The 26,509-nt window shown below is 63.5% G+C and carries 21 protein-coding genes and 1 pseudogene; 14 read left to right on the forward strand and 8 right to left on the reverse strand.

The features are described from left to right. The first annotated feature begins 75 nt into the window (after positions 1-75). The 6 genes from flhB to DFP85_RS04370 all read left to right on the forward strand — a co-directional run bounded on the left by flhB (position 76) and on the right by DFP85_RS04370 (position 7,356). Positions 76-1,236, forward strand: a complete 1,161-nt coding sequence (gene flhB / locus DFP85_RS04345) for a flagellar biosynthesis protein FlhB (protein ID WP_133635095.1) — start codon at positions 76-78, stop codon at positions 1,234-1,236. Then, a complete protein-coding gene (gene flhA / locus DFP85_RS04350; RefSeq protein ID WP_133635096.1) occupies positions 1,233-3,329 on the forward strand; it encodes a flagellar biosynthesis protein FlhA in 2,097 nt (698 codons plus the stop codon). The genes flhB and flhA overlap by 4 nt, the downstream gene beginning before the upstream one ends. Before the next feature lie 9 nt (positions 3,330-3,338). Continuing rightward, on the forward strand, positions 3,339-5,645 hold the full coding sequence (gene flhF, locus DFP85_RS04355) for a flagellar biosynthesis GTPase FlhF (protein WP_133635097.1): 2,307 nt from the start codon (positions 3,339-3,341) through the stop codon (positions 5,643-5,645). Next, the gene (locus tag DFP85_RS04360) at positions 5,635-6,168 is read left to right on the forward strand and encodes a hypothetical protein (RefSeq protein WP_133635098.1); all 534 of its coding nucleotides are present in this window, start codon (positions 5,635-5,637) and stop codon (positions 6,166-6,168) included. The genes flhF and DFP85_RS04360 overlap by 11 nt, the downstream gene beginning before the upstream one ends. Further along, the gene (locus DFP85_RS04365) at positions 6,165-6,560 is read left to right on the forward strand and encodes a flagellar protein FlhE (protein WP_133635099.1); all 396 of its coding nucleotides are present in this window, start codon (positions 6,165-6,167) and stop codon (positions 6,558-6,560) included. Before DFP85_RS04360 ends, DFP85_RS04365 begins: the two co-directional genes overlap by 4 nt. A 100-nt stretch (positions 6,561-6,660) precedes the next feature. Then, positions 6,661-7,356, forward strand: coding sequence for an RNA polymerase sigma factor FliA (locus DFP85_RS04370; protein WP_133635100.1), 696 nt, complete (start codon positions 6,661-6,663; stop codon positions 7,354-7,356). Between the two features lie 20 nt (positions 7,357-7,376). Here the strand turns inward: DFP85_RS04370 and DFP85_RS04375 are convergent, their stop codons facing one another. Beyond that, positions 7,377-8,567 (reverse strand): HDOD domain-containing protein, encoded by a 1,191-nt coding sequence (locus DFP85_RS04375; RefSeq protein WP_133635101.1) that lies wholly within the window; start codon positions 8,565-8,567, stop codon positions 7,377-7,379. Positions 8,568-8,591: 24 nt separating this feature from the next. Further along, the gene (locus tag DFP85_RS04380) at positions 8,592-10,661 is read right to left on the reverse strand and encodes a sensor domain-containing diguanylate cyclase (RefSeq protein WP_133635102.1); all 2,070 of its coding nucleotides are present in this window, start codon (positions 10,659-10,661) and stop codon (positions 8,592-8,594) included. A gap of 151 nt (positions 10,662-10,812) precedes the next feature. Here DFP85_RS04380 and DFP85_RS04385 point away from each other — a divergent pair, with 151 nt between their 5' ends. The 4 genes and pseudogenes from DFP85_RS04385 to DFP85_RS04400 form a co-directional block, all read left to right on the forward strand. Beyond that, positions 10,813-11,880 (forward strand): LacI family DNA-binding transcriptional regulator, encoded by a 1,068-nt coding sequence (locus DFP85_RS04385; RefSeq protein ID WP_133635103.1) that lies wholly within the window; start codon positions 10,813-10,815, stop codon positions 11,878-11,880. A gap of 72 nt (positions 11,881-11,952) precedes the next feature. Further along, positions 11,953-12,990 (forward strand): sugar kinase, encoded by a 1,038-nt coding sequence (locus DFP85_RS04390; RefSeq protein ID WP_133635104.1) that lies wholly within the window; start codon positions 11,953-11,955, stop codon positions 12,988-12,990. Then, positions 12,953-13,933 carry a 2-hydroxyacid dehydrogenase gene (locus DFP85_RS04395; protein WP_133635105.1) on the forward strand — a complete coding sequence of 327 codons (981 nt, stop codon included), beginning with the start codon at positions 12,953-12,955 and terminating at the stop codon, positions 13,931-13,933. Before DFP85_RS04390 ends, DFP85_RS04395 begins: the two co-directional genes overlap by 38 nt. After that, a pseudogene (locus DFP85_RS04400) lies at positions 13,930-14,016 on the forward strand (haloacid dehalogenase); the annotation flags it as partial. The gene DFP85_RS04395 and the pseudogene DFP85_RS04400, both read left to right, overlap by 4 nt. A 113-nt stretch (positions 14,017-14,129) precedes the next feature. Here the strand turns inward: DFP85_RS04400 and DFP85_RS04405 are convergent. From DFP85_RS04405 to DFP85_RS04430, 6 genes are all read right to left on the reverse strand, one after another. Beyond that, positions 14,130-15,317: a carbohydrate porin gene (locus tag DFP85_RS04405; protein ID WP_166644600.1), complete on the reverse strand. Its 1,188-nt coding sequence runs from the start codon at positions 15,315-15,317 to the stop codon at positions 14,130-14,132. A gap of 187 nt (positions 15,318-15,504) precedes the next feature. Continuing rightward, on the reverse strand, positions 15,505-16,533 hold the full coding sequence (locus DFP85_RS04410) for an ABC transporter permease (protein ID WP_341776967.1): 1,029 nt from the start codon (positions 16,531-16,533) through the stop codon (positions 15,505-15,507). A 39-nt stretch (positions 16,534-16,572) separates the two neighbouring features. Then, positions 16,573-18,123: a sugar ABC transporter ATP-binding protein gene (locus DFP85_RS04415; protein WP_133635107.1), complete on the reverse strand. Its 1,551-nt coding sequence runs from the start codon at positions 18,121-18,123 to the stop codon at positions 16,573-16,575. A gap of 54 nt (positions 18,124-18,177) precedes the next feature. Further along, a complete protein-coding gene (locus tag DFP85_RS04420; RefSeq protein ID WP_133635108.1) occupies positions 18,178-19,095 on the reverse strand; it encodes a sugar ABC transporter substrate-binding protein in 918 nt (305 codons plus the stop codon). 268 nt (positions 19,096-19,363) lie between these two features. Further along, entirely contained in the window at positions 19,364-20,167 is an 804-nt protein-coding gene (gene iolB / locus DFP85_RS04425) for a 5-deoxy-glucuronate isomerase (protein WP_133635109.1), read from the reverse strand. 50 nt (positions 20,168-20,217) lie between these two features. Beyond that, positions 20,218-21,081 (reverse strand): MurR/RpiR family transcriptional regulator, encoded by an 864-nt coding sequence (locus DFP85_RS04430; RefSeq protein ID WP_133635110.1) that lies wholly within the window; start codon positions 21,079-21,081, stop codon positions 20,218-20,220. A 401-nt stretch (positions 21,082-21,482) separates the two neighbouring features. Here DFP85_RS04430 and DFP85_RS04435 point away from each other — a divergent pair, with 401 nt between their 5' ends. The 4 genes from DFP85_RS04435 to DFP85_RS04450 all read left to right on the forward strand — a co-directional run bounded on the left by DFP85_RS04435 (position 21,483) and on the right by DFP85_RS04450 (position 26,492). Continuing rightward, on the forward strand, positions 21,483-22,310 hold the full coding sequence (locus DFP85_RS04435; RefSeq protein ID WP_133635111.1) for a TIM barrel protein: 828 nt from the start codon (positions 21,483-21,485) through the stop codon (positions 22,308-22,310). A 33-nt stretch (positions 22,311-22,343) separates the two neighbouring features. After that, positions 22,344-23,246, forward strand: coding sequence for a sugar phosphate isomerase/epimerase family protein (locus DFP85_RS04440; RefSeq protein WP_133635112.1), 903 nt, complete (start codon positions 22,344-22,346; stop codon positions 23,244-23,246). Between the two features lie 15 nt (positions 23,247-23,261). After that, positions 23,262-24,272: a bifunctional inositol 2-dehydrogenase/D-chiro-inositol 1-dehydrogenase gene (iolG, locus tag DFP85_RS04445; RefSeq protein WP_133635113.1), complete on the forward strand. Its 1,011-nt coding sequence runs from the start codon at positions 23,262-23,264 to the stop codon at positions 24,270-24,272. 303 nt (positions 24,273-24,575) lie between these two features. Continuing rightward, positions 24,576-26,492 carry a bifunctional 5-dehydro-2-deoxygluconokinase/5-dehydro-2-deoxyphosphogluconate aldolase gene (locus tag DFP85_RS04450; RefSeq protein WP_133635114.1) on the forward strand — a complete coding sequence of 639 codons (1,917 nt, stop codon included), beginning with the start codon at positions 24,576-24,578 and terminating at the stop codon, positions 26,490-26,492. The last annotated feature ends 17 nt before the right edge of the window (positions 26,493-26,509 follow it).

A 26,509-nucleotide genomic window follows, 5' to 3' on the forward strand; every position in this document is an offset into this window, starting at 1 on the left:
CCGATCACCCGTCGCCGGGCCTGAGCAGAATACGCACCATCCCCAATAGCGTATGACTGACAGGCACCGCCGGGCATGGCCGATCAGAGCAGCGACCAGGAAAAGACCGAACCCGCCACGCCCCGACGGCTGGAGAAGGCCCGCGAGGAGGGCCAGGTCGCCCGTTCCCGTGAGCTGACCACCTTCATGCTGCTGCTGGCCGGGGTCGGCGGACTCTGGGGCATGGGCAGCATGCTCTACGACCAGCTTGGGCTGGTCATGGAACAGGCCTTCCTGTTCGAACGCCGAGAGGCATTGGAGGTCATGCCGATGCTGACCCTGGCGCTGGCGCTGGGGGAGCGCACCCTGCTGGCCCTGCTGCCGCTGTTTCTGCTGCTCACCGTGGTGGCCCTGGTGGCCCCCGCCTTGCTGGGCGGCTGGCTGATCTCGGCCAAGTCCCTCCAGCCGCAGCTCTCCAAGCTCAACCCCTTCAAGGGGCTCAAGCGCATGTTCGGCGTGCAGGCACTCGTTGAACTGGCCAAGGCGATCGCCAAGTCGGTGCTGGTGGGCAGCGTCGCAGTCGCCTTCCTGTGGTCACGGCGTGACGACTTCCTGGCGCTGATGGACCAGCCGATCCAGCAGGCACTGGCCAGTGCCCTGACCATGTCGGCCCAGGCTGGTGGATTGGTGGTGCTGACGCTTCTGGTCGTCATCCTCATCGATGTCCCGTTCCAGCTCTGGAACCACGCCAAGAAGCTGCGCATGTCCAAGGAAGAGGTGAAGCGTGAGCACAAGGAGACGGAGGGTGACCCGCACGTCAAGGCGCGGATCCGCTCCCAGCAGCAGGCCATGGCCCGCGGGCGCATGATGAGCCAGGTTCCCGAGGCGGATGTCATCGTCACCAACCCCACCCACTTCGCCGTCGCGCTGCGCTACGACGGGGCGCGCATGGGGGCGCCTTGCGTGGTCGCCAAGGGGCGCAACGACGTTGCCCTGCGCATCCGTAAGATCGCCAGCGACCACCAGGTGCCACAGCTGGAGGCACCTCCTCTGGCGCGTGCGCTCTATCAGCACGTGGACCTTGAACAGGAGGTCCCGGCTACCCTGTATACCGCCGTGGCCGAGGTGATGGCGTGGGCATACAGCCTGCGCGCCCGGGATGGCAGCCCCCCCCTCGATACCCCCCACGACCTGCCGGTTCCCGAGGCACTTGATCCCGGTGCCGATGCGGACGACCTGCCTGGAGCCGCACCTTGAAAGCGTTGAGCCAACTGCTGGGACAGACCACTGCCCTGCGCCAGGTACAGATGAAACTGCTGGCGGGCCCGCTGCTGATCCTCCTGGTGATGGCGATGCTGATCCTGCCATTGCCGCCCTTCGCCCTGGACATGTTCTTTACCTTCAACATCGCGCTGTCGGTGATGGTCCTGCTGGTCAGCATGTTCACCCGGCAGCCACTGGATTTCGCCGCCTTCCCCGCGGTACTGCTGTTCACCACCCTGCTGCGCCTCTCGCTCAACGTGGCGTCTACCCGAGTCATCCTGATGGAGGGCCATCAGGGTGGGGATGCCGCCGGGCGGGTCATCGAGGCGTTCGGCCAGTTCCTGATCGGTGGCAACTTTGCCGTGGGCCTGGTGGTGTTCGCCATCCTGGTGGTGATCAACTTCATGGTGATCACCAAGGGTGCCGGCCGCATCGCCGAGGTCGGGGCTCGCTTCATGCTCGATGCCATGCCCGGCAAGCAGATGGCGATCGACGCCGACCTCAATGCCGGCCTGATCGGCGAGGAGGACGCTCGCCGGCGCCGCGCCGAGGTTGCCCAGGAGGCCGACTTCTACGGCTCCATGGATGGCGCCAGCAAGTTCGTGCGTGGCGATGCGATGGCCGGCCTGGTGATCATGGTGGTCAACGTGATCGGTGGCCTGCTGATCGGCATGCTGCAGCACGACATGGCGTTCGGCGACGCGGCGCGCACCTATACGTTGATGACCATCGGCGATGGCCTGGTGGCACAGATTCCGGCCCTGGTGATCTCCACCGCGGCCGGCGTGACGGTCTCCCGCGTCAACACCGATCAGGACGTCGGCCAGCAGATGATGAGCCAGCTGTTCGTCAGCCCTCAGGTCCTGATCCTGTGCGCCGCGGTGATGGGCCTGCTGGGCCTGGTGCCCGGCATGCCGAACCTGGTGTTCCTGCTGTTTACCGGCGTTCTCGCCGGCCTGGCCTGGACGCTGCAGCGCCGGGCCGCCAGGGAGCAGGCCGAAGCCGATCTGAAGGCGCCTCCGCCCCCTGCACCAGAGGCGCCGGAAGCCAGCTGGGATGATGTCCAGCTGGTCGACCCGCTCGGCCTAGAGGTCGGGCACCGTCTGATACCGCTGGTCGACGAGCGCCAGGACGCGGAACTCCTCGGTCGCATCAAGAGCGTGCGCAAGAAGTTCGCCCAGGAGATCGGCTTCCTGCCCCCCGTGGTGCATATCCGCGACAACCTCGAGCTCGGCGCCAACACCTATGTAATCTCGCTGAAGGGCGTGGAGATCGGCCGGGGAGAATCCTTCCCTGGCCGCTGGCTGGCCATCGACCCCGGGCAGGTCTCCGGGGAGGTCGAGGGCACGCCCACCCAGGACCCGGCCTTCGGGCTGCCGGCTCGCTGGATTCAGCAGGATCAGCGCGAGCTGGCCCAGGTGTACGGCTATACCGTGGTGGACGCAGGAACGGTGGTGGCGACCCACCTCAATCACCTGCTCCAGCAACACGCCGCCGACATGCTTGGCAGACATGAGGTGCAGCAGCTGCTCGACAAGCTCGGCGAGGAACAGAAGGCCCTGGTGGAGGAGGTCGTCCCCAAGGCACTGACGCTCACCACCCTGCAGCGCATCCTGCAGTCCCTGCTGCAGGAGGAGGTGTCGATCCGCGACCTGCCGACCATCCTCGACACCCTGGCCGAGCACGCCCCCCACCAGCAGGATGTCAACGAGCTGGTGGCCCAGGTGCGCATCGCCCTGGGCCGCGGCATCACCCAGCAGTGGTTCCCGCCGGGCGAGGAGCTGCGCGTCATCGGCCTGGATGCCGGTCTGGAGCGTGTACTGCTGCAGGCCATGAACAACAACAGCGCCCTGGAGCCGGGACTCGCCGACAGCCTGATGGAACAGGCCGGTATCGCCCTGTCGGAACAGGAGGCACGCGGGGAGCCGCCGGTGATGGTCGTGCAGCATGCGCTCAGACCGCTCCTGTCGCGCTTCCTGCGCCGCCAGCTCCCCCATCTTGTCGTGATGTCACAAGCCGAAGTCTCCGCCGACCGAACGTTGAGGGTCACGAGCCTCGTCGGCGGTCAGGCTGCATCGAGAGGATAACCCGACACCATGAGTGTGATTCGTTTCACCGGCGTCAACAGCCGGGATGCCATGCGCCGGGTCAGGGATGCCCTGGGTGAGGACGCCCTGATCCTGGCCAACCGACGCACGGAACAGGGCTACGAAATCCTGGCCATGGCGGAGGAGCATGCCGTCGCCGCCACCCAGGCTCCAGAGGCTCTGCCGCCAGCAGTCCCCTCGAGCGCCAAGGCACCTGCCGAGCCAACGCCCGGTCCACAGCTGGAGCGGCATCCCCTGACACAGGCCTCCACACCTGAGGTCGTCGAAGATGCCTCCGTAAAGCATGCCCCACGTCCTGCGCGGCCGCCAGCCGAGCCCCTTGAGCAGGACTTCGCCGCCCTGGGAAGGCGCCTGCTCGATGAGATGCAGGAGATGCGGACCCTGCTCGATCGTCCACGGGTAGCCCCTGGCGAGAAGTCACTGACGGCGCAGTTGATGCAGGAGCTCCACAACGCGGGGTTCAGCCAGCCGCTCGCCGACAGCCTGCTGACCGGCCTGCCACCGGAGCTAGCCGATGCCCCCACGCGTATCGCCGAGGGGCGTGAGTGGCTGATGCAACGTCTTACCCGGCGGCTGAGCCACGAGACGACCCATGACCCCTTCTCGGCAGGTGGCATCGTGGCGCTGGTCGGCCCGACCGGTGTCGGCAAGACCACCACCACCGCCAAGCTGGCGGCACGCCAGGTCATGCGCCTTGGCGCCGATGCGGTGGCACTGGTCAGCACCGACAGCTACCGCATCGGCGCCCATGAACAGCTCCGCATCTACGCCGAGCTGCTTGGTGTCTCCCTGCTCACCGTCGACAACGACACTCCCCTCGAGACGCTGCTACCGCGCCTGGCCGACAAGCAACTGGTGATCGTCGATACCGTGGGCATGAGTCAGCGCGATGCACGCCTCGTGGACCAGCTGGAGAGCCTGCGCGCCACGGGCCGCCCCCTGCACCTGCTGCTGTTGCTGAATGCCGGCAGCCAGGGGGAAACCCTCGAGGAGGTGGTCACCACCTACCAGCGCGCAGCCAATGCCGCCGGTCATCCATTACGCGAGGCCATACTCACCAAGCACGATGAGGCCGCACGACTGGCGCCAGTGCTGGATGTCGTGATCCGCCACGGGTTACGCCTGCACTATGTCTCCCATGGCCAGCGCGTACCGGAAGACCTGTCACCGGTGCAGGCCGACACCCTTGCTCAGCAGGCGCTGGTCCAGGGCGCCGAGCATGCCGGCAGCGCCTGGCACTCGAGGGCCGAGGCTCCACGCCTGAGCCGGCTGTCACACCAGCTGCTCGGCCAGGGCAGAAACCTGGCAACCCTGTGGCAGACCCTGCGTCGTGAGGTGCCCGGCTTCAGCGCCCTGGAAGCGGCCTGGGAGCTGACCGACCTTCCGGCGGGCCGGCAAGACGACGCCCTGGCACGCCTGCAGGGACGACCGACCGAGGCAAGCTGCCTGCTCTGGGCTCGCCCGGGCCCGGCCCGTGGTCAGACCTGGGCAATGCCGGCACTGTGGCTGACCGAGGACGGGATGCCCTGCGGGTTGCCGCTGCTGCAGCATCAGCAGCCGGCAGGGTGGCCGGAGCGGCTGGCTTGGTCCTCGGCCTGGCAGCCGCGCATGCATATCCTGCCCAACCTGCCCGATGCCGGCACGCGCCACTGGCTGGAAAGCGAAGGGTGTACCTGGCTAAGCCACGCCAGCCCGCATAACCGCCTATGGTATGCCGGTATCAAGCAGCCCCTCAGGGAGCTCGCTCCCCTGGCGACCTGGCAGAACCAGCAAGTGACGATGCTTCGTCAGCAGCCTCTCCTTGCCGACTTTCATCGACTCTCGCTACCCGAGGGACTGGCTCCCAGACACAACGAAGGCGCTCCTCTGGAGGCATGGTGCGGTCGGCTGACCCATGCGGAGAGTGGCAAGACCGCGAGTGAGCGCTACTGGATCGCCTCCGCGACAGCACCTTCTGCGCTCTCTCTCCTGCTGGGTCGCCTGGTCATGCTGGACTCGATGACGACGCTGACCGCACGCGCCGACAAGGCGCTTGCAGAGACGCAGCTGGGCGAGATCGACCGCAACTGGCGCCTGGCCATGGCCGCCGGGCTTGCGGGCCTTGCCTGTCACCTGACCGCCACGCAAGCCTCCTGGGCCCTGGACCTAAGGGGGGAGCTGCTGGCGCTTAACGGCAGCAGGCGCCGCGCCGGAACGCAAGCGCTGCTCGACGGCTTGATTCTGCTGTTCCTGGTGGAAGACACCTTCGTCAATCTCGGCGCCCAGTGGCGGGGAGGCAGCGCACATGCCAGCTGATCAGGCACAGGGCTTGCGGCAGTGGATGCAGCGGCAAGAATCGGCATCGGAGTCAAGCGAGGAAGCACTGGAGGACACCTCTCCCACGCACGCTTCGGCATCATCACCGGCGGAATCGACACCGGCGTCACCGCCGGCGGTTCGGCACACCCTGATGGTGGTGGGACTAGCCGATGCCTCCAGCATCCAGGTTGCCCGCGTACGGCAAGTGCTCGACCGCTGGGCCAGTGCGGGGCGCCACTGGGTCGGTGACCCGGATGCCTGGCGGATCGTGCCGGTCATGGCAGACTCACCGCACCTGCCGTACCTGACCCAGCATCAGGCGCACTGGGGGCTTTGGGTCGATGACGATCGGCAGGCCTTCCGACGAGCCCATGACACCCTGAAGCTCCTGCAGGAGCAGCCAGTTCCCCGCCACATGGTCCTGCTTCACCCGGCACCTCCGACACAGGGGTTGGTGCCCAACGTCCGTGCCGTGGCCAAAGCGGTTTTCGACATCAACCTGCTGGTGGTGTCGGCATGAAGCTTCGCACGGCGTTGGCACTCGTCGGGATGCTGGTCGCAGCGGATGCCCATGCCACGGGAAGCTGGTCACAGCAGGTACCGGGGCCGCTTCTCACGAGCCCGGGGCGCACGGTCGAGACACTTCTCTCGCCACCTGACGCCGCCTCGTTGTCCGGTCAGCTGGTCACTCGGGTCCGCTGGCGATTCGACCACGACTCGGCCCCTGGTGGCTTCGAGGGCTCACTATGCCATCAAGAAGCGTGTGTGGAGGTGATCCATCCCTTCGGCTGGACCGACGCCTTGTACGGCAAGCCTGCCGATCGCTCCCTGCACTTCCGCTTTCGCCGGCTCTCTCCTCAGGGCCCACCGATCAAGATTCGCTACCTGCAGGTCATCGTCGACTACCGCTAACCCATGATTAATCGGCCAAACTCCTGCTTTCTCGCCAGTTGCCCGATACCCGACCTGGCCAATAATGGCATGTGTGGGACCACGACTCGCGAGGAGATGCATGTACACGGCTAAGGGCAAAGTCGATCAAGGCAGCCTGCTTGATCAATACCTGCCGCTGGTGCGCCGCCAGGCATTGGCCCTGCAGGTGCGGCTGCCGGCAAGCGTTGACCTGGATGATCTTATCCAGGCCGGCGCTGTGGGCCTGCTCGATGCGTTCAACCGCTATGACGCCAGTGCTGGCGCTACCTTCGCGACCTTCGCCAGCCAAAGAATTCGTGGCGCCATGCTCGATGAGCTGCGCACGCGTGACTGGCTTCCTCGCAGCGTCAGGCGTCAGGCTCGGGCCATGGAAGAGAGCCATCGAAGATTGGCTCAGCTGCTGGGACGCGCCCCCGACGAGCGCGATATTGCCGCTGACCTGGGCATGCCCCTGGCCGAGTACCAGAAGCTGCTCAATGATACGAACTGCGGTTTGCTGATGCCCTTCGAGGAGGTGGTGGCAGCCGGCGGTGAACCGGCCCCGGAGCAGGCGGAGAGCCTGACGCCGCAGGCCTTGCTGGAGGCCTTCGAGGACCAGACACAGCTTGCCGCCGCCATCGAGGCCCTTCCCGAACGCGAAAAACTGCTGATGGCCCTCTACTACCAGGAAGAGTTGAATCTCAAGGAGATCGGCCTGGTGCTTGATGTCAGCGAGTCACGAGTCTGCCAGCTGCACAGCCAGGCGATTCGTCGCCTCCGCGCACAGCTCCTTTAACGCTGACCGGCGCCCGGCGCTCAGCGTAACGCCATGAGCGCTTGAGTTTGGGCCACGGCCTCCAGATAGGCGCCCCGCAATTGATCCGCCGCCAGCTCATCACTGTGGGCCCCTGCATCGGCCTGGAGCGTCTCATACTCCTCGACCAGCGTCAACAGCGCCCCCTGCTCGCCACGCCGCTCGCGCAGCGCCCTGATGATGTCATCGTGAAGCGGAATCTCTACCAGCAGGGTCTGCTGGTCGATCTGCAACAACCGATCCATCAACGAGAAGAACCCCGTCGAAAAGGCATGCTCGGCCTCCAGCGATGCGAAGGGGCGAGCCAGCGCGCGGCACATGAACCCCCGCACCAAGGCCTGACGCAGGGTGAACACCAGCCGAGGCGTGTCATAGGCCAGCAACAGGGTGGCCACCAATACCCGCAGTTCCCGCAAGCCGATGACCATGATGGCCTGCCGTAGCCCCAGCGGCTGGCTCGGCGGCTGGAAATAGCTCGAGTGGGCCAGCTTGATAATGCTGGCATGCAGGTAGGGATACTGAATGATGTAGCGCTCTATGGACTCCAGGCTGACATCGACACGGTAAAGCTCCGAGAACAGGCGAAGCTTGATGTTGGGATTGCCATGACGACCCGGATGCACAGGCGCATGTGGTACCGGCTGCTCCAGGCAGCGGCCGGAGAAAAGGTCACAGCCTGCTCCCCGCGACACGTTCAACTCGTTCAAGCTGTCGATACCACAAGCCGCCACCCGCCCACCAGACTGTCGCCAGGAGAGATATGCCTCTTGCGCAAACGACCGTCTGCCGTGGACCAGCAGCAGGTCAACGGCATCCAGCAGCTCCGGGTCGGGCAATTCATCCGCAGCCAGGTGCATCCCCAGGCGATAACCTTCCGATCGAAGCCGCTGGATCGTCCGTTTTCCCGGCCTTTTGGAATCGTCAGCTGGCAGGATAATCCGCAGCCTCTCTGGCTGCGCTGGCCACAGTTCCGGATAGGCCAGCCACTCCCCCCCTAGATCCAACCATAGGGGTCGATTCCCCACCAGTCGATCGAGGCCTGTCTCATACAGCAAGTGGCAGCAGGCCCTGGCACTTTGCGTCAGCTGATCCTCACTGGTGGCGTCCGTCGTGAAGAAGGCCCGCTCGGCGATATGCGTCCACTCATCATCGAAGACGGGCTCTATCAGGATAAGGCTTGGATGATGTGTCAATACGCGGCTCCTTAGCGTCGTCACTCAGGTGGCGAGTTGTACGCGGTTGCGACCTGCGCTCTTGGCCTGATACATCGCCTCATCGGCGCGCTGCACCAACCCCTTGCGGCTATCCCCTTTTCGCCAACTGGCCACCCCGATGCTGATGGTGATCCCTTGCGACAGGCCAGGAACCTCCAATGCTTCCACACGCTCCCGCAAACGTCGAGCCAGGCCTTCGCCGGCGACCTGGTCAGAGCTGGTGGCAAGTACGATGAACTCTTCTCCACCCCAGCGGCCGACATAGTCACAGCTTCTCAGCGTTCTGGTCAGCTCTTCTGCAAGGGCAATAAGGGCCTGGTCACCAACATCGTGACCCAGGGTGTCGTTGATCTGCTTGAAATGATCGACATCCAGCAACAGCACGGAGAGTGGACGCCGATAGCGTTCTGCGGCGGCCAGTTCCTCTTCCATGAGCTGCTCTATCCGGTAACGGTTGGCCACACCGGTCAAGGAGTCCCGGTGAGCCAGCTCCACCAGGCGCTTGTTGGCCTCTCTGAGGTGCTCACTTTTTCGTTGCAAGCGTGCATTGAGATGCGAGATTTCCTCGGCAGACTCCATCACCGCGAGGTCTTCCGCCAGGTCCATCGCCGCCAGCCTTTCGATTCGCTCCCACTCCTCACTGCGCCCACGGACCTCCTCACGCCATACCTGATGGCGTTCGAGCAGGCTTGAGGACCCTGCCGGCTCCACGACCAACATTCCCGTTTCCGGCATGCCCGCCCAGGTATGCGACTGTCGAAGCTCGGCACGAAACAGAATGAGCCAGCGCCTGGTCTTATCAGCAGTCAGCATCGGTACGGCCAACACGCCACAGGCATCGCCAAGATCCAGGTCATGCGTGAGGTCTTCCTCACTGACTGAAGCGGTGTACCAGGGGCCGCCGTGCTGCTGGGCTGACTCAAGCCGCTCTCTGAAAAGCGTCAGCTGATGATGGGATGGCACCTTTCCCCGGGTCTCTTGTACTCCGGGGGAGACCAGCGCAACGCCGCTCGCCCGAAACAATGCCTGCCAGTCGTCGCCGTGCCGCACCAGTAAGTCCGCGGGGGTCAGAAGTCCGGCATGGTGCGATGCCAGGAGGTCGCGGCTATCCTGAACCTGCTGCCGATAGCGGGCTTCGGCCCTGGCCTTGAGCAGGAAAAGTCGCTGCGTGGCCATCTGTACCAACCCCATGGCCGCATCACGGATTTCCGGCGCCACATGATGAGGCCGCCCGGACTGGGCAACGAGCAGTCCCCAGACTCCCGAGTCACCTTGGATCGCCATGTTCAGGATGCTCTCGACTCCCATGCGCTGAAGGTACCGTCGCTGTCGCGACGACAACCCCCTCAAGCCTCCCGCGTCGTGCCTGACTTCCTGATCCACCGGCTCGCTTCCCTGCATGATCGGCACGTAAGGTGCCTGGATATCAGGCACATACCTCAGCGGCAGAGCGTCGAAGCGCTTGCGCACCTCAGGTGGGAAGTCACTGTTCGGAAAGCGCATGCCCAGCAGGGAGCGGACGCCGCGGCAGGCATCCTCCGACACCACTGCACCATGCCCCTCTGCATCGAAGGCACAGACCATCACCCTCTCATGCCCGGTGAGCTGCCTGACACCTTGAGTCAGGCAGGTGAGTAGCGCATCGGCATGATTGGCGTCAGCAAGCAGACGTATCCAAGCGTTGACATCAGCCAACAGGTTTCGCTGGTTAAGTGCGCCAATGCGCTCGATCTCCAGCAGCACGACGTCGCCTTGTAGCGAGGCCTCCAGCTGAAAGCGAAAGCTCAGCTGGCCCACCTTGCGCTTGACCCGCAAGGTGCCTCCAACACTCCCCGCACCAAGAGGCTCACGGCGGAGACGCTGAAGGGCACTACGGCCCAGCACTGCCATGGGCCCCTTGGCGATTGCCTCGTGAGGCATTATCCCAGTGAAGTCTTCCAGGTTCTGACTCGCTTGTAGCACCCTGCTACAGGCGGAATCCAACACCAGCAACGCGCCATGCGACTGAATCGCAGGCGGCAATGGGGGAACAGTTTCAGCAAGCTGCAGGTCATCAGGATCAGAGGTCAACACGATTTGACTCCACCAGACACAGAGTCGCCTGTTCACTGGGTAGTTAACCTCCACAGCGGGAGTGGACGAGGCATCTCGGTGCGTATACAGGAAGGTGGCCGATCATATCTTCAACCCGTCCTCTCCATAACGATCATAAGGGGCACCTTTCATGCCTAATCGTTGGCTATGCACCTTGCGTGGCGGCTTCGGCGGCACGCCCGCAAGGGAGGCGGCCCTGGTTGCGATCAAGATCCGCGCGGGTGCGGCCGGCGCCTCCAAGACCAGCGTTTCTCGCTATTTCAGTGAAGATCGTGAGCGCCTATCGCCGGGCATGCAGACACGCATCGCCGCCGCTGCTCAGCGTCTGGGCTACCGCCCCAATCAGATCGCCCGGAGCCTCAAGGGTGGTCACTCAGGGTTGATCGGCATGCTGGTGGCCGACATTCGCAATCCCTTCTCGGTGGCCGTCATGCATGGCGTGGAACAGGCCTGCCGCGAGCGCGGCCTGTCGTTGATGGTCTGCAACACCGACAATGACCCGGCCCAGGAGCGCGAACACCTCGCCTTGCTCGCCTCCTACCGGGTTGAGGGCCTAGTGATCAATGCCGCCGGCAGTCCCGATCGTGAACTTCAGGCCTGGGTGGATGAGGGCATCCCCCTGGTATTGCTGGACCGGGAGCTGAACGCCGTCGACGCCGAAGTCGTGGGCCTCGACAATGCCCGCGCCATCGATCTCGCCCTGGACCATCTCCAGGCTCACGGCTATGGCGATCTTCTCTATCTCAGCGAGCCGCCGGAGCAGGCCAGTCCCCGCCAGGTGCGTCTGACCCACTTCCTGCAGGGGGTGGCAGCCCGTGGCCTGGCCGGCGAGGTTCATTGCCAGCCACTCATGGAGCACGACGCCCTGCAGCGCACCATCGGCGACTTCCTGGCTCACCCCGGCATGCGGCCCCGTGCGCTACTCTGCGCCAACGGCAACGCCACCCTGGCGACGACCCGGGCACTGCAGGCCCTCGGCGCCCGCCTCGGCGAGACCGGCCTGATGGGCATCGATGAGCTCGACTGGTGCGAGCTGGTTACCCCGGGCATCACCACGCTGGCCCAGCCCACCGACGCGATCGGTCGCGCCGCCGTGGCGTGCCTGGTGCCCTCTCACGGCGATGGTGCCAGCTCAGCGTTACGTCGCCATGCGCCCGAGTTGATCGTCCGCGGTTCGACCCGGCGCCCGGTGCCATAAGCCTGCAGGACAATACCGACAATTCCCGGCAATGACACATCAGCCACCCTTCATATGACTGCGAGGTCCTTCATGCCCGCCCCTGCTTCTTCCGCCCCCGAGCTCCTCACCTTCGGCGAGGCCATGGCCATGTTCGTTGCCGAGAGCCCGGGCGAGCTGGCCGAGGTCGAACACTTTCGGCGTCGCATCGCCGGTGCCGATACCAACGTCGCCATCGGCCTGGCCCGCCTGGGCTTTCACGTCGGCTGGTTGAGCCGGGTCGGCGACGATGGCTTCGGAACCTTCATTCGTCGCACCCTGGAGGCCGAGGGACTGGACTGCCGGCATCTGAGCTGTGACCCCGACCACCCCACCGGCCTGCTGTTCAAGGAGCGCGCGCTGGCAGGAGCCGATCCCAGTGTCACCTACTTCCGTCGCGGCAGCGCCGCCAGCCACCTGGGCCCCGCCGATGCCGAGGCCGTCGACTTCCGGGCCTTGCGCCACCTGCACGCCACCGGCATCCCGTCCGCGCTCTCGCCCAGTGCCCGGGCATTGTCGGGACACATGCTCACCCGGGCGCGCGATGCCGGCGCCAGCGTCTCCTTCGACCCCAACCTTCGCCCCAGCCTGTGGCCGAGCGAGACCGAGATGCGCGACACCCTGAACGAGCTGGCCGCCCATAGCGACTGGGTGCTGCCCGGCCTGTCCGAGGGACGCCGGCTCACCGGCCGGGACAGCCCCGAGGCCATCGCCGACTTCTACCTGGAGCGCGGCGCCCAGGCCGTCATCATCAAGCTGGGACCCGAGGGCAGCTACTATCGCGGTACCCTGGGCGGCCAGCAGGATAGCTTTACCCTGCCGGGCTTTGCGGTCGACGACGTGGTGGATACGGTGGGGGCCGGCGACGGTTTCGCGGTGGGCGTGGTCAGCGCCCTGCTCGACGGCCGCTCGCCCCGGGAGGCGGTCCGCCGCGGTAACCTGATCGGTTCGTTGGCGGTGCAGGTGGTGGGCGACATGGAGGGGTTGCCGAATCGCAAGCACCTCGCCACCTTGGAAGCCAAGCTGTCCGCTCTCAAGACAAGGAGCCTGACCCATGAAGAAGCGCATCCTGGCCTATGGCCGCCTGAATGATGACCAGCTGGCCCAGCTTGGCCAGGACTTCGAGGTCCAGGCCTTTCCGGACCTGTCGTCCGCCGACGACCCGGCCTTCCGGGCCGCGCTACCCGAGGCCCATGGCCTCATCGGCGCCAGCCTGGCCATCACCCCCGAGCTGCTCGACGCCGCGCCAAAGCTCGAAGCCATCGCCACCATCTCGTTGGGCTACGACAACTACCCGGTCGAGGCGCTGACCCGTCGCGGCATCCTTCTGTGCAATACCCCGGACGTGCTCACCGAGACCACCGCCGACACCGGCTTCCTGCTGATCATGGCCGCCGCCCGGCGCGCCGTGGAGCTGGCCGACCTGGTCAAGCGCGGCGACTGGCAAGCCGGGATCGGTCCCGAGCACTTCGGCAGCGACGTGCACGGCAAGACCCTGGGCCTGATCGGCTTCGGGCGCATCGGCGCCGCCGTGGCCCGGCGCGGCGCCCTGGGCTTCGGCATGCGCATCCTCTACTCGAACGCTTCACCCAAGCCCGAGCTGGACGCGGAGCTCGGTGCCGAGCGCCGCGAACTCGACGAGCTGCTCGAAGCGTCTGACTTCGTGTGCGTCACCGTGCCCCTCACCGCCGAGACCGAGCACCTGATCGGCGAGCGAGAGTTTGCCCTGATGAAGCCGTCGGCGATCTTCGTCAACATCGCGCGCGGCAAGGTCGTCAACGAGGCGGCGCTCATCGAGGCGCTGGAGATGGGGCGCATTCGCGCCGCCGGCCTGGACGTCTTCGAGCAGGAGCCGCTGTCGCCGGAGTCACCGCTGCCGCACATGGCCAACGTGGTGGCCCTGCCACATATCGGCTCGGCGACCCACGAGACACGTACCGCCATGGCCCAGCGCGCCGTGGACAACCTGATCCTGGCGCTAAGAGGCGAGGGCCCGCTCAACCTGGTCAATGACGCAGCCTGGAGACCCGCATGACCCTACCGCTCTGCCTGCTCTTCGACTCCGATGGCACCCTGGTCGACAGCGAGATCCTGCTCGCCGAGGTGATGGGCGTCATCCCGGGCCACATCCCGCTAGATCTCTGGCTGGGCAGGACAAACTGCAAGGGTGATTGACGCAAAAAGCCCCGCCAAAACGGGGCAAAAAGGAACACCGCTAGCAACTCTACTTCCTAGAAAAAATACTTGAAACGCAGTCGTCCACCGTAGCGATCGGCATTATCGATATTGTCGATTTCCTCATGATCAACCCGGCTATAGTAGGCGCCGAGATAAATATCAAAGTTGTCAATACTCATCACATTGGGAAACCGGTAGGAAGTATAGAGCGTATCGACGGTGTACTCACCCGGGACACTAAGATCGAAGTCCCCATTGGTACCAGGCTTGACTTCATCGATCTCGTTGCGGGCATGGATATACCCCACCCCGATATTGTGCCACACCGTATTGAGGCCCAGTGTCAGGTTGTCTTCCTCGAGGGCATCCAGATAAGCCAGGTTAACATTCACCGACCAGTCGCCCTCGGCGTAGGTCAGGCGCGTACCGTAGCCGGTGCGGTCACTGATATCCTCACCGCGCTCATCGACAAGGGCATTGTCTACCAGGTTAGTCTCCATGCCGGCGGCCAGCGTCCAGGGACCCGGCGACCAGGCAAGCACCGGTCGCACGATAAAGGAGTTCTTGGCATCCGGGTCGATGTCGAAGCCATGATAGGTACCACCATTGCCGGCACCATGGAAGAAGTCGGTACGGTCGCCGAACAACGTCGAGAGTTCAGCGTAGAAGTCACCGCTGCGCTGGCTCAACATCACCTGCCCCGCACTATCTGCGCGACCTCGCCCCTCCTTGGCCTGATACACATAGCCCTGCCCGTCTGTATAGAGGCCGTCTGATGTACTGCCGCTATAGCTGTAGATCGTGTCCTGCCCCAAGGGGAACAGATCGAAGGCCTCATAACGACCCACCTTGACTTCCTGACCGGCAGGAGTTCCGAAGGCGAACCAGGCATCATCGATACCGGGGTCACCATTGGTCTTGATCAGAGGTTGTGCCTTGAAGCGGGCATAGTTTCCGGTATCACTGGTCCGTTCGCCACTCACGTCGAGCAGAATGCGCCCACTCTGATTGTATTCATCGTTGCTATCGATATCGTCGGCAAAGAATATCGGGCCTTCCTGGGTGTTCTGCGCGTTGATATCAAGTTCCACATCACCGCTGAACGACAGCCTCCCCGCTTCACCCTCTACAACCAGCTCGGCAAATGCCGGCATGGCAGAAAAAAGGGCCAATGACCCCATGCAGATTGTTGTTGATGTTTTAAAACTCACTTCATTCCTCCTAGTGTTGTTGTCATCCACGTTGCTGTTGCTGTGCTGCTCTTGTCGGGCTCGTTGCTGTCTATCACCTCCCGGGATTGACCTTGTCATCGCCCGCACTTTCCCAAGTGACCGGCGCAGGAGCGCCGTCACGGTGGCGGGATGAGAAAGGTAGTGAAGGTGCCCACGCCTGCCTGGCGGTGCGCCAGCGGCGTGGGCGGGGAGGAGGTCAGGCGGTCTTGTTGCGCTTGCGCTGACGGTATTGATCGACCACCACGGCGGCGACGATGATCGCGCCCTTAACGATATCCTGGTAGTAGGCGTCGACGCCCAGGAAAGTGAAACCGCTGAGCATCACCCCGAGGATCAGCGCCCCGATCACGGTGCCGGCAATGCGCCCCACACCCCCAGCCAAGCTGGTACCACCGATTACCGCTGCAGCAATAGCATCGAGCTCGTACATCAGCCCCATGCCGGCCTGCCCGGTGCCTGCACGGGCCGACGCCACCACACCGGCCAGGCCCGCCAGCAGGCCACCGATGGTGTAAACCAGTACCAGGTGACGGCGTACGTTGATGCCTGACACGCGGGCCGCCTGGGGGTTGGCACCAATGGCATAGGTGTACTTACCGTAGCGGGTGTACTTCAGGGCGATGTGGAAGATCACGGCCACCGCAAGGAAGATGATCACCGGGTTGGCGCCGGAGCCGATCCAGGTGAACTCGTCGGTCAACATGCTGACGGGTTGGCCGTCGGTGTAGGCGCGAGCCACACCACGGGCGCTGACCATCATGCCCAGGGTAGCGATGAATGGCGGAATCACAGCGAAGGAAATCAAGGCACCGTTGATCAACCCGCACAGGGCACCAACCAGAACACCGGCGATAAGTGGGATGATCCAAGGCATATCGGTCAGTGCGGGGTAGACGGCACGCACGTAGTCGGACTGCTGGGCCAGACTGGCCGTGACCATGGCCGTCAGGGCCAGTACCGAGCCCGACGAGAGGTCGATGCCGCCAGTGATGATGATCTGCGTCACCCCGATGGCAATGATGCCGATGATCGACATCTGCAGGATCATGATCAACAGGCGCTGGGGGTTCATCAGGAAAGAGTCGCCGCGCACGACCCAACCAAGTATCTCGAAGAGAATCGCGATGCCGACGAGGACGAGAAAGATGCTCACCTCGGTAGGCAGCTTCTTGCGGCGTTTACGGACCACCTCCAGGTGGTCGGTAGCTTCCATTGTCTTGGTCATTGTCTTCTACCTCATTGGTACCCGTAGCTCGGGAAGAACTCAGCTTTCTACGACCGGAGGCTCCACCGGCGAGGAGGCGAGTTGCATGATGTTCACCTGGTTGGCTTCGCTGCGGTCGAGGAATCCGGTGACCCTGCCCTCGTGCATCACCATGATGCGGTCGCTCATGCCAAGCACCTCGGGAAGCTCAGAAGAGATCATGATCACGGCCACACCTTGTCTGACGAGTTCGGTGATCAACTTGTGGATCTCGGCCTTGGCACCCACATCGATTCCGCGAGTCGGTTCGTCGAGAATCAGGATGCGAGGTTTGGTCATCAACCAGCGGCCGATCAGCACCTTCTGCTGATTGCCCCCCGAGAGATTGCCGATGCGTTCATCCATGGACGGGGTCTTGACGCTCAATCGTTCCGTCATCGAGTCACACTCCTGGTCGAGTCGATCCTGCTCGACGAAGGTGGCCTTGGTGTAGCCGTCCCGCAGTACGGCCATTTCCATGTTCTCGATGACCGAAAGACCGAGGAACAGACCGGTTTCCTTGCGGTCCTCAGTCAGTAGCGCCAAGCCGCGCAGCATCGCCTGGTGCGGTGAGCTGATGATTTCTTCCTTGCCATCGATGGTGATCCTGCCCGAGGTGGGCGGCGTCACGCCGAACAGAGTCTCGGCGACATTGGTGCGACCTGAGCCCACCAGGCCGGCGAGGCCGAGGATCTCGCCCGCACGCACCTCGAAGCTGATGTTCTCGAAGACTCCTTGCAGGCTGAGGCTGTCTACCGACAGCACCACATCTCCGATCGGCACCTCCTCCTTGGGAAACATCTGGGTGACCTCGCGGCCGACCATCAGCTTGATGATCTCGTCGGAAGTCATGTCGCTGGCTGCAGCGGAGTGGATGAACTGGCCGTCACGAAACACCGAGATGTCGTCGGCGATCTCGAAAACCTCGTCCATCTTGTGGGTGATATAGATGATCCCCTTACCCTGGGCCCGCAAGTCGTTGATGATCCGGAACAGGTGCTCCACTTCACGATCGGCCAATGACGAAGTGGGCTCATCCATGATCAGGACATCGGATTCATAGGAGACGGCCTTGGCGATCTCGATCATCTGGCGGCCGGCCACGGTGAGGCGGCGAACCTCCATTTCCGGGTCCATGTCGATGCCCAAACGCTCGAACAGCGCCCCAGTCATCTGGTTCATCCTGTCGTGATTCACCATGCCGAAGGCATTGAGCGGCTCACGCCGGATCCAGATGTTTTCGGCGATGGTCATGTAGGGCATCAGGTTGAGTTCCTGATGAATCATTGCAATGCCCGCTTCCAGGGCGTCCAGCGGGCCTTGCAACTGCAGCGGCATGCCATTCAGGCGCACCTCACCCTGGTCGGGAATGTAGACGCCGGCGATGATCTTCATCAGGGTCGACTTGCCAGCACCATTTTCGCCCATCAGGGCATGCACGGTGCCAGGGCGGACCTTGAGCTGGACGTTGTCCAGTGCCACCACACCAGGAAAGGTCTTGCGGACATCGGCCACTTCGAGAATGAACTCGGCGGTGTCGGGGGTCAGGTCTTCGGCGGTCATCGTAGCCATGGCGATACTCCTGGGCGTGATAGGTAGCCCGTCTGACGACGGGCCGCCTGCCCGTTAGTCGGCAAGGAAGTCATCCAGGTTATCGGGGGTGACCAGTTGGAAGGGCACCATCTTGATCTTCTCGACGTCTTCACCATTGATCAGGCCGATGGCCGATTCGACGGCACCACCACCCTGGCCCACCGGGTCCTGGAAGACGCTGACCGCCAACTCACCGCGTTTCATTGCCTCCAAGGCATCGCGCGTAGCATCGATACCGCCGACCAGGATGTCGTCGGGCGAGATGCCGGACTGCTTCATGGCGATCAGGGCACCCAAGGCCATTTCGTCATTGTTGGCGGCAATGGCATCGATCTGCTGCCCCCCTACAATCCAGTTGTTCATCAGATTGATGGCCTCGGTGCGGAGGTAGTCGGCCGGCTGCTCCGCAATGATCTCGATCCCGGGGTATTCGGCGGCAACTTCCTTTACCCCTTCGGTGCGCTGGTGGGTGGCGCCCGACGAGAGCTCACCGAGCATGATGGCAACGTTACCCTCACCACCAAGCATCTCGGCCAGCGCCTCCATCTGAAGGGTGCCCGAGAGTTTCTGGTCGGAGCCCACGAAGACGACATCCTCGTTCTCGAGATCGCTGCCTTCCGGCTGGCGGTTTACGTATACCAGCGGGATACCGTTCTGTACGGCGACTTCGGTCATCTTTCCGGTGGCAGCGGTGTCGACGGGGTTGATGATGATGGCATCAACATCCTGGGCGGACAGGGATTGCGTCTGGCTCAGCTGGCGGCCGATATCGCCCTGGGCGTCGAGGAACTGGATGTCGTGGCCCTGGGCATCGGCTTCAGCCTGCATGGCATTGCGCATGGTGGTAAGGAAGTTGTCATCGAAATAGGCCACGGATACGCCAATGGTGGCGGCCATGGCAGAGCTGGAGCAGGTGGCGAGAACGGCGGCACCGAGCAGTAGGCGTTTCATGTGCATTCTCCTGTGGATCTGTCGTTGTGGTTGTTGCCAGCGAGGCTGGTGGAACGCAGGGTCTGTTCAAGCCCGTACATGGAATTTAGATTCCATAGCCCGAAAATGCAAAAAGGAATGTTCTATACTTTGGTATATGTGGAACGTTTATTTCGAGCCTGCACCACCCACACCAGGCGCCAAGTCGCTGGATCAGGCAAAAAAAACCCCGCCGTGGCGGGGAAGAGAGACGTCAGGACGTCACGGAAACCGTTTCGTCATCGGGGACTCACTGTTTGACGATCCACTCGTGAGCCGGGTCGTTCTGGAATTTCCACTTACGCTTGGGGCCGGCCATCACGTTCAGGTAGTAGAGCTCGTAGCCGTGTGGAGCACCCACCGGGTGGTAACCCCTAGGCACCATCACGCAGCAGCCGTTCTCCACGGCCATCGTCTCGTCCAGCGAGCGGTCATCGGTATAGACCCGCTGGAAGGCGAAACCCTGTGACGGGTTGATCCGGTGATAGTAGGTCTCCTCGAGGATCGACTCTTCCGGGAGGTTGTCCACATCATGCTTGTGGGGCGGATAGCTGGACCAGTTGCCAGCAGGCGTGTAGACCTCTACCACCAGCAGGCTATCTGCCGGCTCGGTCTCCGGCAGGATGTCCTGAATATGGCGGGTATTGGTACCGCTGCCGCGGGTGGCCTGCTTGACCTGGCCGGGGTCGATGAGGCGCGGTTCGTGGTTGCCATGGCCGGGAGCGCTACAGACCGCCAGTTCAAGATCGGTGGTGGCTTCCACCCTGTAGCTGACGCCACCGGGAAGATAGACGGCGTAGGGAGGGATCTTCTCGAAAATGTCCATCCGCTCGCCGATATCCTCCCAGCGGTGCTCACCGCTGGTGACAGTGGCGCGCCCGGAGAGCAGGACCAGGCACTGCTCGCGATCCTCGGTGGAGGCTTCGATGCTCTGGCCCTTGGCCAGCCGATGGACGCGAAAGCCGACATGCTCCCAGCCTGCGGAATCTGGGGTGACTTCAAGCACCCTGCCCTGGGCGTCAGGTTCATGGGGCCGTACCAGTAGTGACGACATGGGTCGCTCCTGTCGTGTCATTGGAGTGAATTCAGGGATGAGTGCCTGGGTCAGGCACGTTCAGCGCCATCGTCCTCGGCCTTGCGATCGCGAGCCTTGTCTTGGCGGACACCCAAGGCGATCGCAAGCGTCTGAGTGAGACAAAGCGAGGCGGTCAGGCCGCGGAAGCTCTTCACCTCAGCCTCATGCACCACCAGTGTGACGTCTGCCAAGCGGGCCAGCGGGCTCAAGTTGGAGTCAGTAATGACCACCAGCGGGATACCGCGCCTGCGAGCTTCATCGGCCACGTCCCGGGACTCCTGGGCATAGGGCGAGAAGCTCACCACCAGCAGTGCATCCTCGGCGTCGATGGCACGAACCTGCTCGCCATACATGCCTCCCAGGCCATTGACCAGAAAGGTGCGCTTGTCGATGTGGTGCAACGCATAGGTCATGTAGCTGGCCACCACGAAGCTGCGACGCGCCCCCATCACGTGGATGGCGCGCGCCCGTTCGAAGATATCCAGGGTCCGCTCCAGGAGGCGCGGGTCGGTGCGTCCCGGAAGCTGGTCCAGCACCTCACGGTTGGCCTCGGCGAATTCCCACAACAGCTCGGTGCTGTCGGGTGTCTCGCCGGTGGCGCTGCGGACGGCACGTATGCGCTCGTTGTAGTTGGGCAGCTCGTCGACCAGGCGTGCCCGGAACAGCTGCTGCATCTCAGAGAAGCCGGAGAAACCGAAGTGATTGGCGAAGCGGATCAGCGTGGAAGGGGTGACACCGGCACGCTCGGCCAGCTTTGCCACCGTCGCGAACGCGATCTCCTGGGGATGATCCAGGAGGAAACGGGCCGTCTGCTGCAGACGACGACTGAGCGACGGATAGTCGGCCGTGATGCGTTCTTCCAGTGTGGAGAAATCCTGCGGTGTCTGGCTCATGGTGTCCGCCTCGTGGGTGGCTTCTCGCAATGCATTGAATCCTGTTTCCTAGAGCATAGCCTTTTGGGAACAAAAATTCCATTAACACGTTAGTCTAGAATGCCGTCTCTGGCAATGGTGGTGCATCCGAGGCCATCTCGATCATGCCGGGCAGCTGCTGCTTTGGTCGAAGACCTATCCCTCGGGCAACCCCGAAATCTTTCTTCAACATACTGATTCACTTGAAAAATCGACGCATGTCTCGGGTGAATGTCAAACAAGATGGAATATTCTGTTTGTTGATCAGTTGGAATATGTATTCTAGCCTTCCTGCAACCCTGGACAGCGTACCCCTCTGCCAGTTGGGCGATACGGCCCCGCGATGGGTTACGACGACACCACCAAGTCACCTGGAGGCCGCCATGACACAACACGCCCTGAAGTTCTCCCTGAATCATATGGTCTGTCCCCGCTGGACCCCGCAGCAGCTGATCGAGACCGCCGCCGAGATGGGCGTCGGTGCTGTGGAGCTGCGCAATGACGTGGGTGAGAACAGCATCCTCGACCTTGAGGCCGCGCATGGTGCCGGTCAGCGCGCGAAGGAACTGGGTATCGAGGTACTCAGTATCAATGCGCTCTATCCCTTCAATATCTGGAACGAGGAGCGCGCAACCAAGGCGCAAGAGCTGGCGGAGCTGGTCGATGCCGCCGGCGGGCGAGGCCTGGTGCTCTGCCCGCTGGTGGATGCCGACTATTCCGCCAGCGCCGAGGAGAAACGCACGAGGCTGGAAAAGGCACTCATCGAGCTGGATGCCATCCTGGGCCGCTATAGCCTGCAGGGCTTCGTCGAGCCCTTGGGCTTCCCCATCTCCTCGCTTCGCACCAAGGCCGAGGCAGTGGAGGCGATTCGCTCGCTGGGCCTGCAATCGCGCTTCGGTCTGGTCCACGACACCTTCCACCATCAGGGGGCCGGCGAGACCGCATTCTTCGCCGAAGATACCGGGCTGGTGCACATCTCGGGGCTCGAAGACCCGGCCATCGGTTTCGAGGCGATGCTCGACGAGCATCGTCTGCTGGTCGGGGAGCATGACCGCCTCGACAACATCGGTCAGCTCCAGCGGCTGCTGGCCGACGGCTATGACGGCTATGTGTCGTTCGAGCCCTTCGCCGCAGCGATTCATGACCTGGCGGATCCCGTGCAGGCCCTGCGCCAGAGCATGGACCATATCCGCTCACGGCTGGCGATCTGAATTCATCACAGGACAATAAACAGGAGTGACGCCATGAAAATCGCCCTCGACCCCTTCATGCACCGCCATGTACCCCTCGATGACCTGCCAAGGCTCGCCGCCGACCTGGGCTACGAATACATCGAGCTTTCTCCGCGCGCGGACTTCCTCGACTGGTTCGTGCATCCACGGGTCTATCCCGACCGCCTCCAGTCCTTCAAGAAGTCGCTCAAGGACCACGGCGTCCAGCTCTCCTCCCTGCTGCCCATGTATCGCTGGGCGAGCCCCCACGAGGACGAGCGCCAGGCAGCGGTGAAGTACTGGAAAAAGGCCATCGAGGTCGCCGTGGAACTGGGTGTGGACACCATGAACTCCGAGATGGGACGCGGCCCACACCCCGAGCGCGGCAGCTGTTCCAGCTGCTGCCAGGGCGGCGCGACCACCGAGTCCAGCGAGGCCTCCTGGTGGCGCTCCATGGAGGAATTGGTACCGATCTTCGAGCGTGAAGGTATCCAGCTCAATATCGAGCCCCACCCGGACGATTTCGTCGAGACCCTGCACCCCGCGGTCGACATGATTCGCACCGTCAACTCGGACAACGTCAAGTTTCTCTATTGCGCGCCGCACACCTTCCACTTCGGCGATGACATGGAGCAGATGATTCGTGACTGCGCCCCGGTGCTGGCCCACGTCCACGTGGCGGACACCTTCAACCACAAGGCGTCCTCCGGGCTGCGCTACATCATCAATCCGCCGGGATCCACCGCCCGGGTCCACCAGCACCTCAATATCGGCGAGGGCGAGGTCGACTGGGACCTGTTCTTCAAGACCCTGGCCGACGTGGGCTTCGACGGCATCATGACCGCCTGCGTCTTCGCTTGGGAAGAAAAGGCCGAGGACTCCTCTCGCTTCATGCGCAACGAGATCCAGCGTTACGTCGACAAGTACTGGAAATAAAACGGAGAGAACACCATGACAGTCAGAATCGGAGTCATCGGCACGGGGATGATCGGTGAAGAGCACTCGCGCCGCATTACAGAACAACTCACCGGCGGCAAGATAACCGCCGTCAGCGACGTCAACCTGGACCAGGCGCGGGCCGTGGTCGACCGCCTGGGACTCGAGGCCCGCGTCTTCGATGACGGCCAGGCGCTAATCCAGTCCGAAGACGTGGACGCCGTGCTGGTCACCTCCTGGGGGCCAACCCATGAGGAGTACGTGCTGGCCGCCATCGCCGCCGGAAAACCGGTGTTCTGCGAGAAGCCCCTGGCGACCACCGCCGAGGGCTGCCGCAATATCATCGATGCCGAAATCAAGGCAGGCCGTCGACACGTGCAGGTCGGCTTCATGCGCCGCTACGACAGCGGCTATCGCATGATGAAGGACACCATCGACGGCAATCGCCTGGGCGAGCCGTTGATCATCCACGCCGCCCACCGTAACCCCGAGGTGCCGGAGCGCTATGTTACGCCCATGGCGATCCACGACACCCTGATCCATGAGCTGGACACCTTCCGCTGGCTGCTGGACGACGACTACAAGAGCGCCCAGGTGCTCTTCCCACGCAAGACGCGTCATGCCCACAGCAAGGTCGAGGACCCGCAGATCGTGCTGCTGGAGACGGTCAAGGGCGTGCGCATCGACGTCGAGGTATTCGTCAACTGCCGCTACGGCTACGACATCCAGTGCGATGTGGTCGGCGAAGACGGCATTGCCCGCCTGCCCGAGCCCCAGAGCCTGCAGTTCCGCCAGGCCGGCCAGCGCTCCAACGAGATCCTCCAGGACTGGAAGAAACGTTTCAGTGATGCGTTCGACGTGGAACTGCAGTCGTTTATCGACGGCGCCGCCACCGGCGAGATCGGCGGACCTTCCTCCTGGGACGGCTATGCGGCGGCCATCGCTGGCGATGTCTGCGTTCAGGCTCAGGAGAGTGGCGGTATCGAGGCCATCGAGATGCCAGAACGACCGGCCTTCTACGCCTGAGACCTGTCTCTCGGCCGTCCTTGAGCGGCCCCGGCCCTGGCAGGGCCGGGGCCGCTTCTTTTGTCGAGCGCCTCGTGCCGCCCCGATCTTTCCCTCATGTCGAACATCGTCGCCCAATGCGACCAAAGCACTACGAATCATCTTTTCCATTTATTGATTGGATGGAATTTCCGTTCTAAACTGATCTTCAATGAAACACACAAATTGAACGTGAACCCCGTTCCCAACAAACCGACCGGCCGAGCCGCGGAGCTGTGATATCCGCGCAGGGCTCGCGACTGGCCAAGCGTAGGATGTGATCCCATGAACGACACCAAGACACTGGATCTGATCTGCCTGGGGCGTGCCGCCGTCGATCTCTATGGTGACCAGATCGGCAGCCGCCTCGAGGACATGACCAGCTTCGCCAAGTACCTCGGCGGCTCATCCGGCAACATCGCCTATGGCACCGCCCGCATGGGCCTGAAATCGGCGATGCTCACCCGGGTGGGCGACGAGCATATGGGTCGCTTCGTGCGCGAGGAGCTGGCGCGGGCGGGCGTCGACACCAGTCACGTGGTAACCGACGCCGAGCGTCTCACCGGCCTGGTGATCCTGGGCATCAAGGACCGAGATACCTTCCCGCTGATCTTCTACCGCAACGATTGCGCCGACATGGCGGTCGACAGCGCTGACTTCGATCCGGCGTACATCGCCTCCAGCCGGGCGCTGCTGATCACAGGCACCCACTTCTCCACCGAGCAGACCTACCAGACCAGCAAGACCGCCATCGAGTACGCCAAGGCGGCCGGCACCAAGGTGATCCTTGATATCGACTATCGGCCGGTGCTGTGGGGCCTGACCACCCTGGGCGATGGTGAGACCCGCTTCGTCTCCAACGAGGGCGTCAGCCGCCACCTGCAGACCATCCTGCCCGACCTGGACCTGGTGGTGGGTACCGAGGAGGAGGTGCATATCGCCGGCGGCAGCACCGATACCATCACTGCCCTGAAGACGATCCGGGAACTGACCGATGCCACCATCGTGCTCAAGCTCGGCGCCCAGGGATGCACGGTGCTCGATGGTCAGATCCCTGATAGCGAGGCCGACTTCGAGGTGCACACCGGGGTTCGCGTCGACGTACTCAACGTGCTGGGGGCCGGTGACGCCTTCATGAGCGGCTTCCTGCGCGGCTGGTTGCGCGGCGAGTCCCATGCCCAAAGCTGCGCCTACGCCAATGCCTGTGGCGCCCTTGTGGTCTCGCGCCATGGCTGCGCCCCGGCCATCCCCAGTGCCGAGGAGCTCGACGACTACCTGGCGCGTGCCGAGTCGATTCCTCGTCCCGACCTGGACACACGTCTCAACCACCTGCATAGGGTCACCACCCAGCGCCTGCCGACCCAGTGGAAGGACCTCTGCATCCTGGCGTTCGACCACCGCAAGCAGCTCTTCGACATGGCACGCGAGGAAGGCGCCGATCCGGTCCGCATCAACACCCTCAAGCGCTTGCTGGTCCAGGCCACCGAGCGCGGCAGCGAGCACCTGGGCGACAGCCAGGTCGGCGTGCTGATCGATGACACCTACGGTCAGGACGCCCTCAACGATGTCACCGGCCGCGGCTGGTGGATCGGCCGCCCCGTCGAGCTGCCCAGTTCGCGCCCCATCGAGCTGGAGGGTGGCCGCAGCATTGGCTCGCGGCTCAAGACCTGGCCGCGCGAGCATATCGTCAAGTGTCTGGTGTTCTACCACCCCGAGGATCAGGGGGAACTGCGCCGCGCCCAGGAGCGCCAGGTGATCGAGCTCTATCGCGCCTGCTGCGAGTCCGGCAACGAGCTGTTGCTGGAGATCATTCCGCCTCGCGACCTAGCCAAGGATGACGACACCTACCTCAACGCCATGCAGCGCTTCTACAACCTGGGCGTGCAACCCGACTGGTGGAAGCTGCCCCCCCAGACCCCGGACGCCTGGCAGCGCATCGGCGACCTGCTCGCCGAGCGAGCACCCCACTGTCGCGGTGTGGTCATGCTCGGCCTGGACGCGCCGGCCGAGGAACTCAAGAAGGGCATCATGGACAGCGCCGGTGTCGGTGTCTGCAAGGGCTTCGCGGTGGGCCGCACCATCTTCGGTGAGCCGAGCCGCAAGTGGCTGCGCGGCGACGTCGACGACGAGCAATTGATCGAGGCCGTGAAGGCCAACTATCTCGAGCTGGTGGAAACCTGGCAGGCGCGCCAGCGCGCCTGATCCCGAACGATCCTGTT

The sequence above is a fragment of the Halomonas ventosae genome, from assembly GCF_004363555.1.
GTDB lineage: Bacteria > Pseudomonadota > Gammaproteobacteria > Pseudomonadales > Halomonadaceae > Halomonas > Halomonas ventosae.

Excerpts from the sequence above, each read along its gene's own strand:
- flhB (WP_133635095.1), top strand. The coding sequence starts at position 76 with ATGGCCGATCAGAGCAGCGACCAGGAAAAGACCGAACCCGCCACGCCC.
- flhF (WP_133635097.1), top strand. The coding sequence starts at position 3,339 with ATGAGTGTGATTCGTTTCACCGGCGTCAACAGCCGGGATGCCATGCGC.
- DFP85_RS04360 (WP_133635098.1), top strand. The coding sequence starts at position 5,635 with ATGCCAGCTGATCAGGCACAGGGCTTGCGGCAGTGGATGCAGCGGCAA.
- DFP85_RS04365 (WP_133635099.1), top strand. The coding sequence starts at position 6,165 with ATGAAGCTTCGCACGGCGTTGGCACTCGTCGGGATGCTGGTCGCAGCG.
- DFP85_RS04370 (WP_133635100.1), top strand. The coding sequence starts at position 6,661 with ATGTACACGGCTAAGGGCAAAGTCGATCAAGGCAGCCTGCTTGATCAA.
- DFP85_RS04385 (WP_133635103.1), top strand. The coding sequence starts at position 10,813 with ATGCCTAATCGTTGGCTATGCACCTTGCGTGGCGGCTTCGGCGGCACG.
- DFP85_RS04390 (WP_133635104.1), top strand. The coding sequence starts at position 11,953 with ATGCCCGCCCCTGCTTCTTCCGCCCCCGAGCTCCTCACCTTCGGCGAG.
- DFP85_RS04395 (WP_133635105.1), top strand. The coding sequence starts at position 12,953 with ATGAAGAAGCGCATCCTGGCCTATGGCCGCCTGAATGATGACCAGCTG.
- DFP85_RS04410 (WP_341776967.1), bottom strand. The coding sequence starts at position 16,533 with ATGACCAAGACAATGGAAGCTACCGACCACCTGGAGGTGGTCCGTAAA.
- DFP85_RS04415 (WP_133635107.1), bottom strand. The coding sequence starts at position 18,123 with ATGGCTACGATGACCGCCGAAGACCTGACCCCCGACACCGCCGAGTTC.
- DFP85_RS04420 (WP_133635108.1), bottom strand. The coding sequence starts at position 19,095 with ATGAAACGCCTACTGCTCGGTGCCGCCGTTCTCGCCACCTGCTCCAGC.
- iolB (WP_133635109.1), bottom strand. The coding sequence starts at position 20,167 with ATGTCGTCACTACTGGTACGGCCCCATGAACCTGACGCCCAGGGCAGG.
- DFP85_RS04430 (WP_133635110.1), bottom strand. The coding sequence starts at position 21,081 with ATGAGCCAGACACCGCAGGATTTCTCCACACTGGAAGAACGCATCACG.
- DFP85_RS04435 (WP_133635111.1), top strand. The coding sequence starts at position 21,483 with ATGACACAACACGCCCTGAAGTTCTCCCTGAATCATATGGTCTGTCCC.
- DFP85_RS04440 (WP_133635112.1), top strand. The coding sequence starts at position 22,344 with ATGAAAATCGCCCTCGACCCCTTCATGCACCGCCATGTACCCCTCGAT.
- iolG (WP_133635113.1), top strand. The coding sequence starts at position 23,262 with ATGACAGTCAGAATCGGAGTCATCGGCACGGGGATGATCGGTGAAGAG.
- DFP85_RS04450 (WP_133635114.1), top strand. The coding sequence starts at position 24,576 with ATGAACGACACCAAGACACTGGATCTGATCTGCCTGGGGCGTGCCGCC.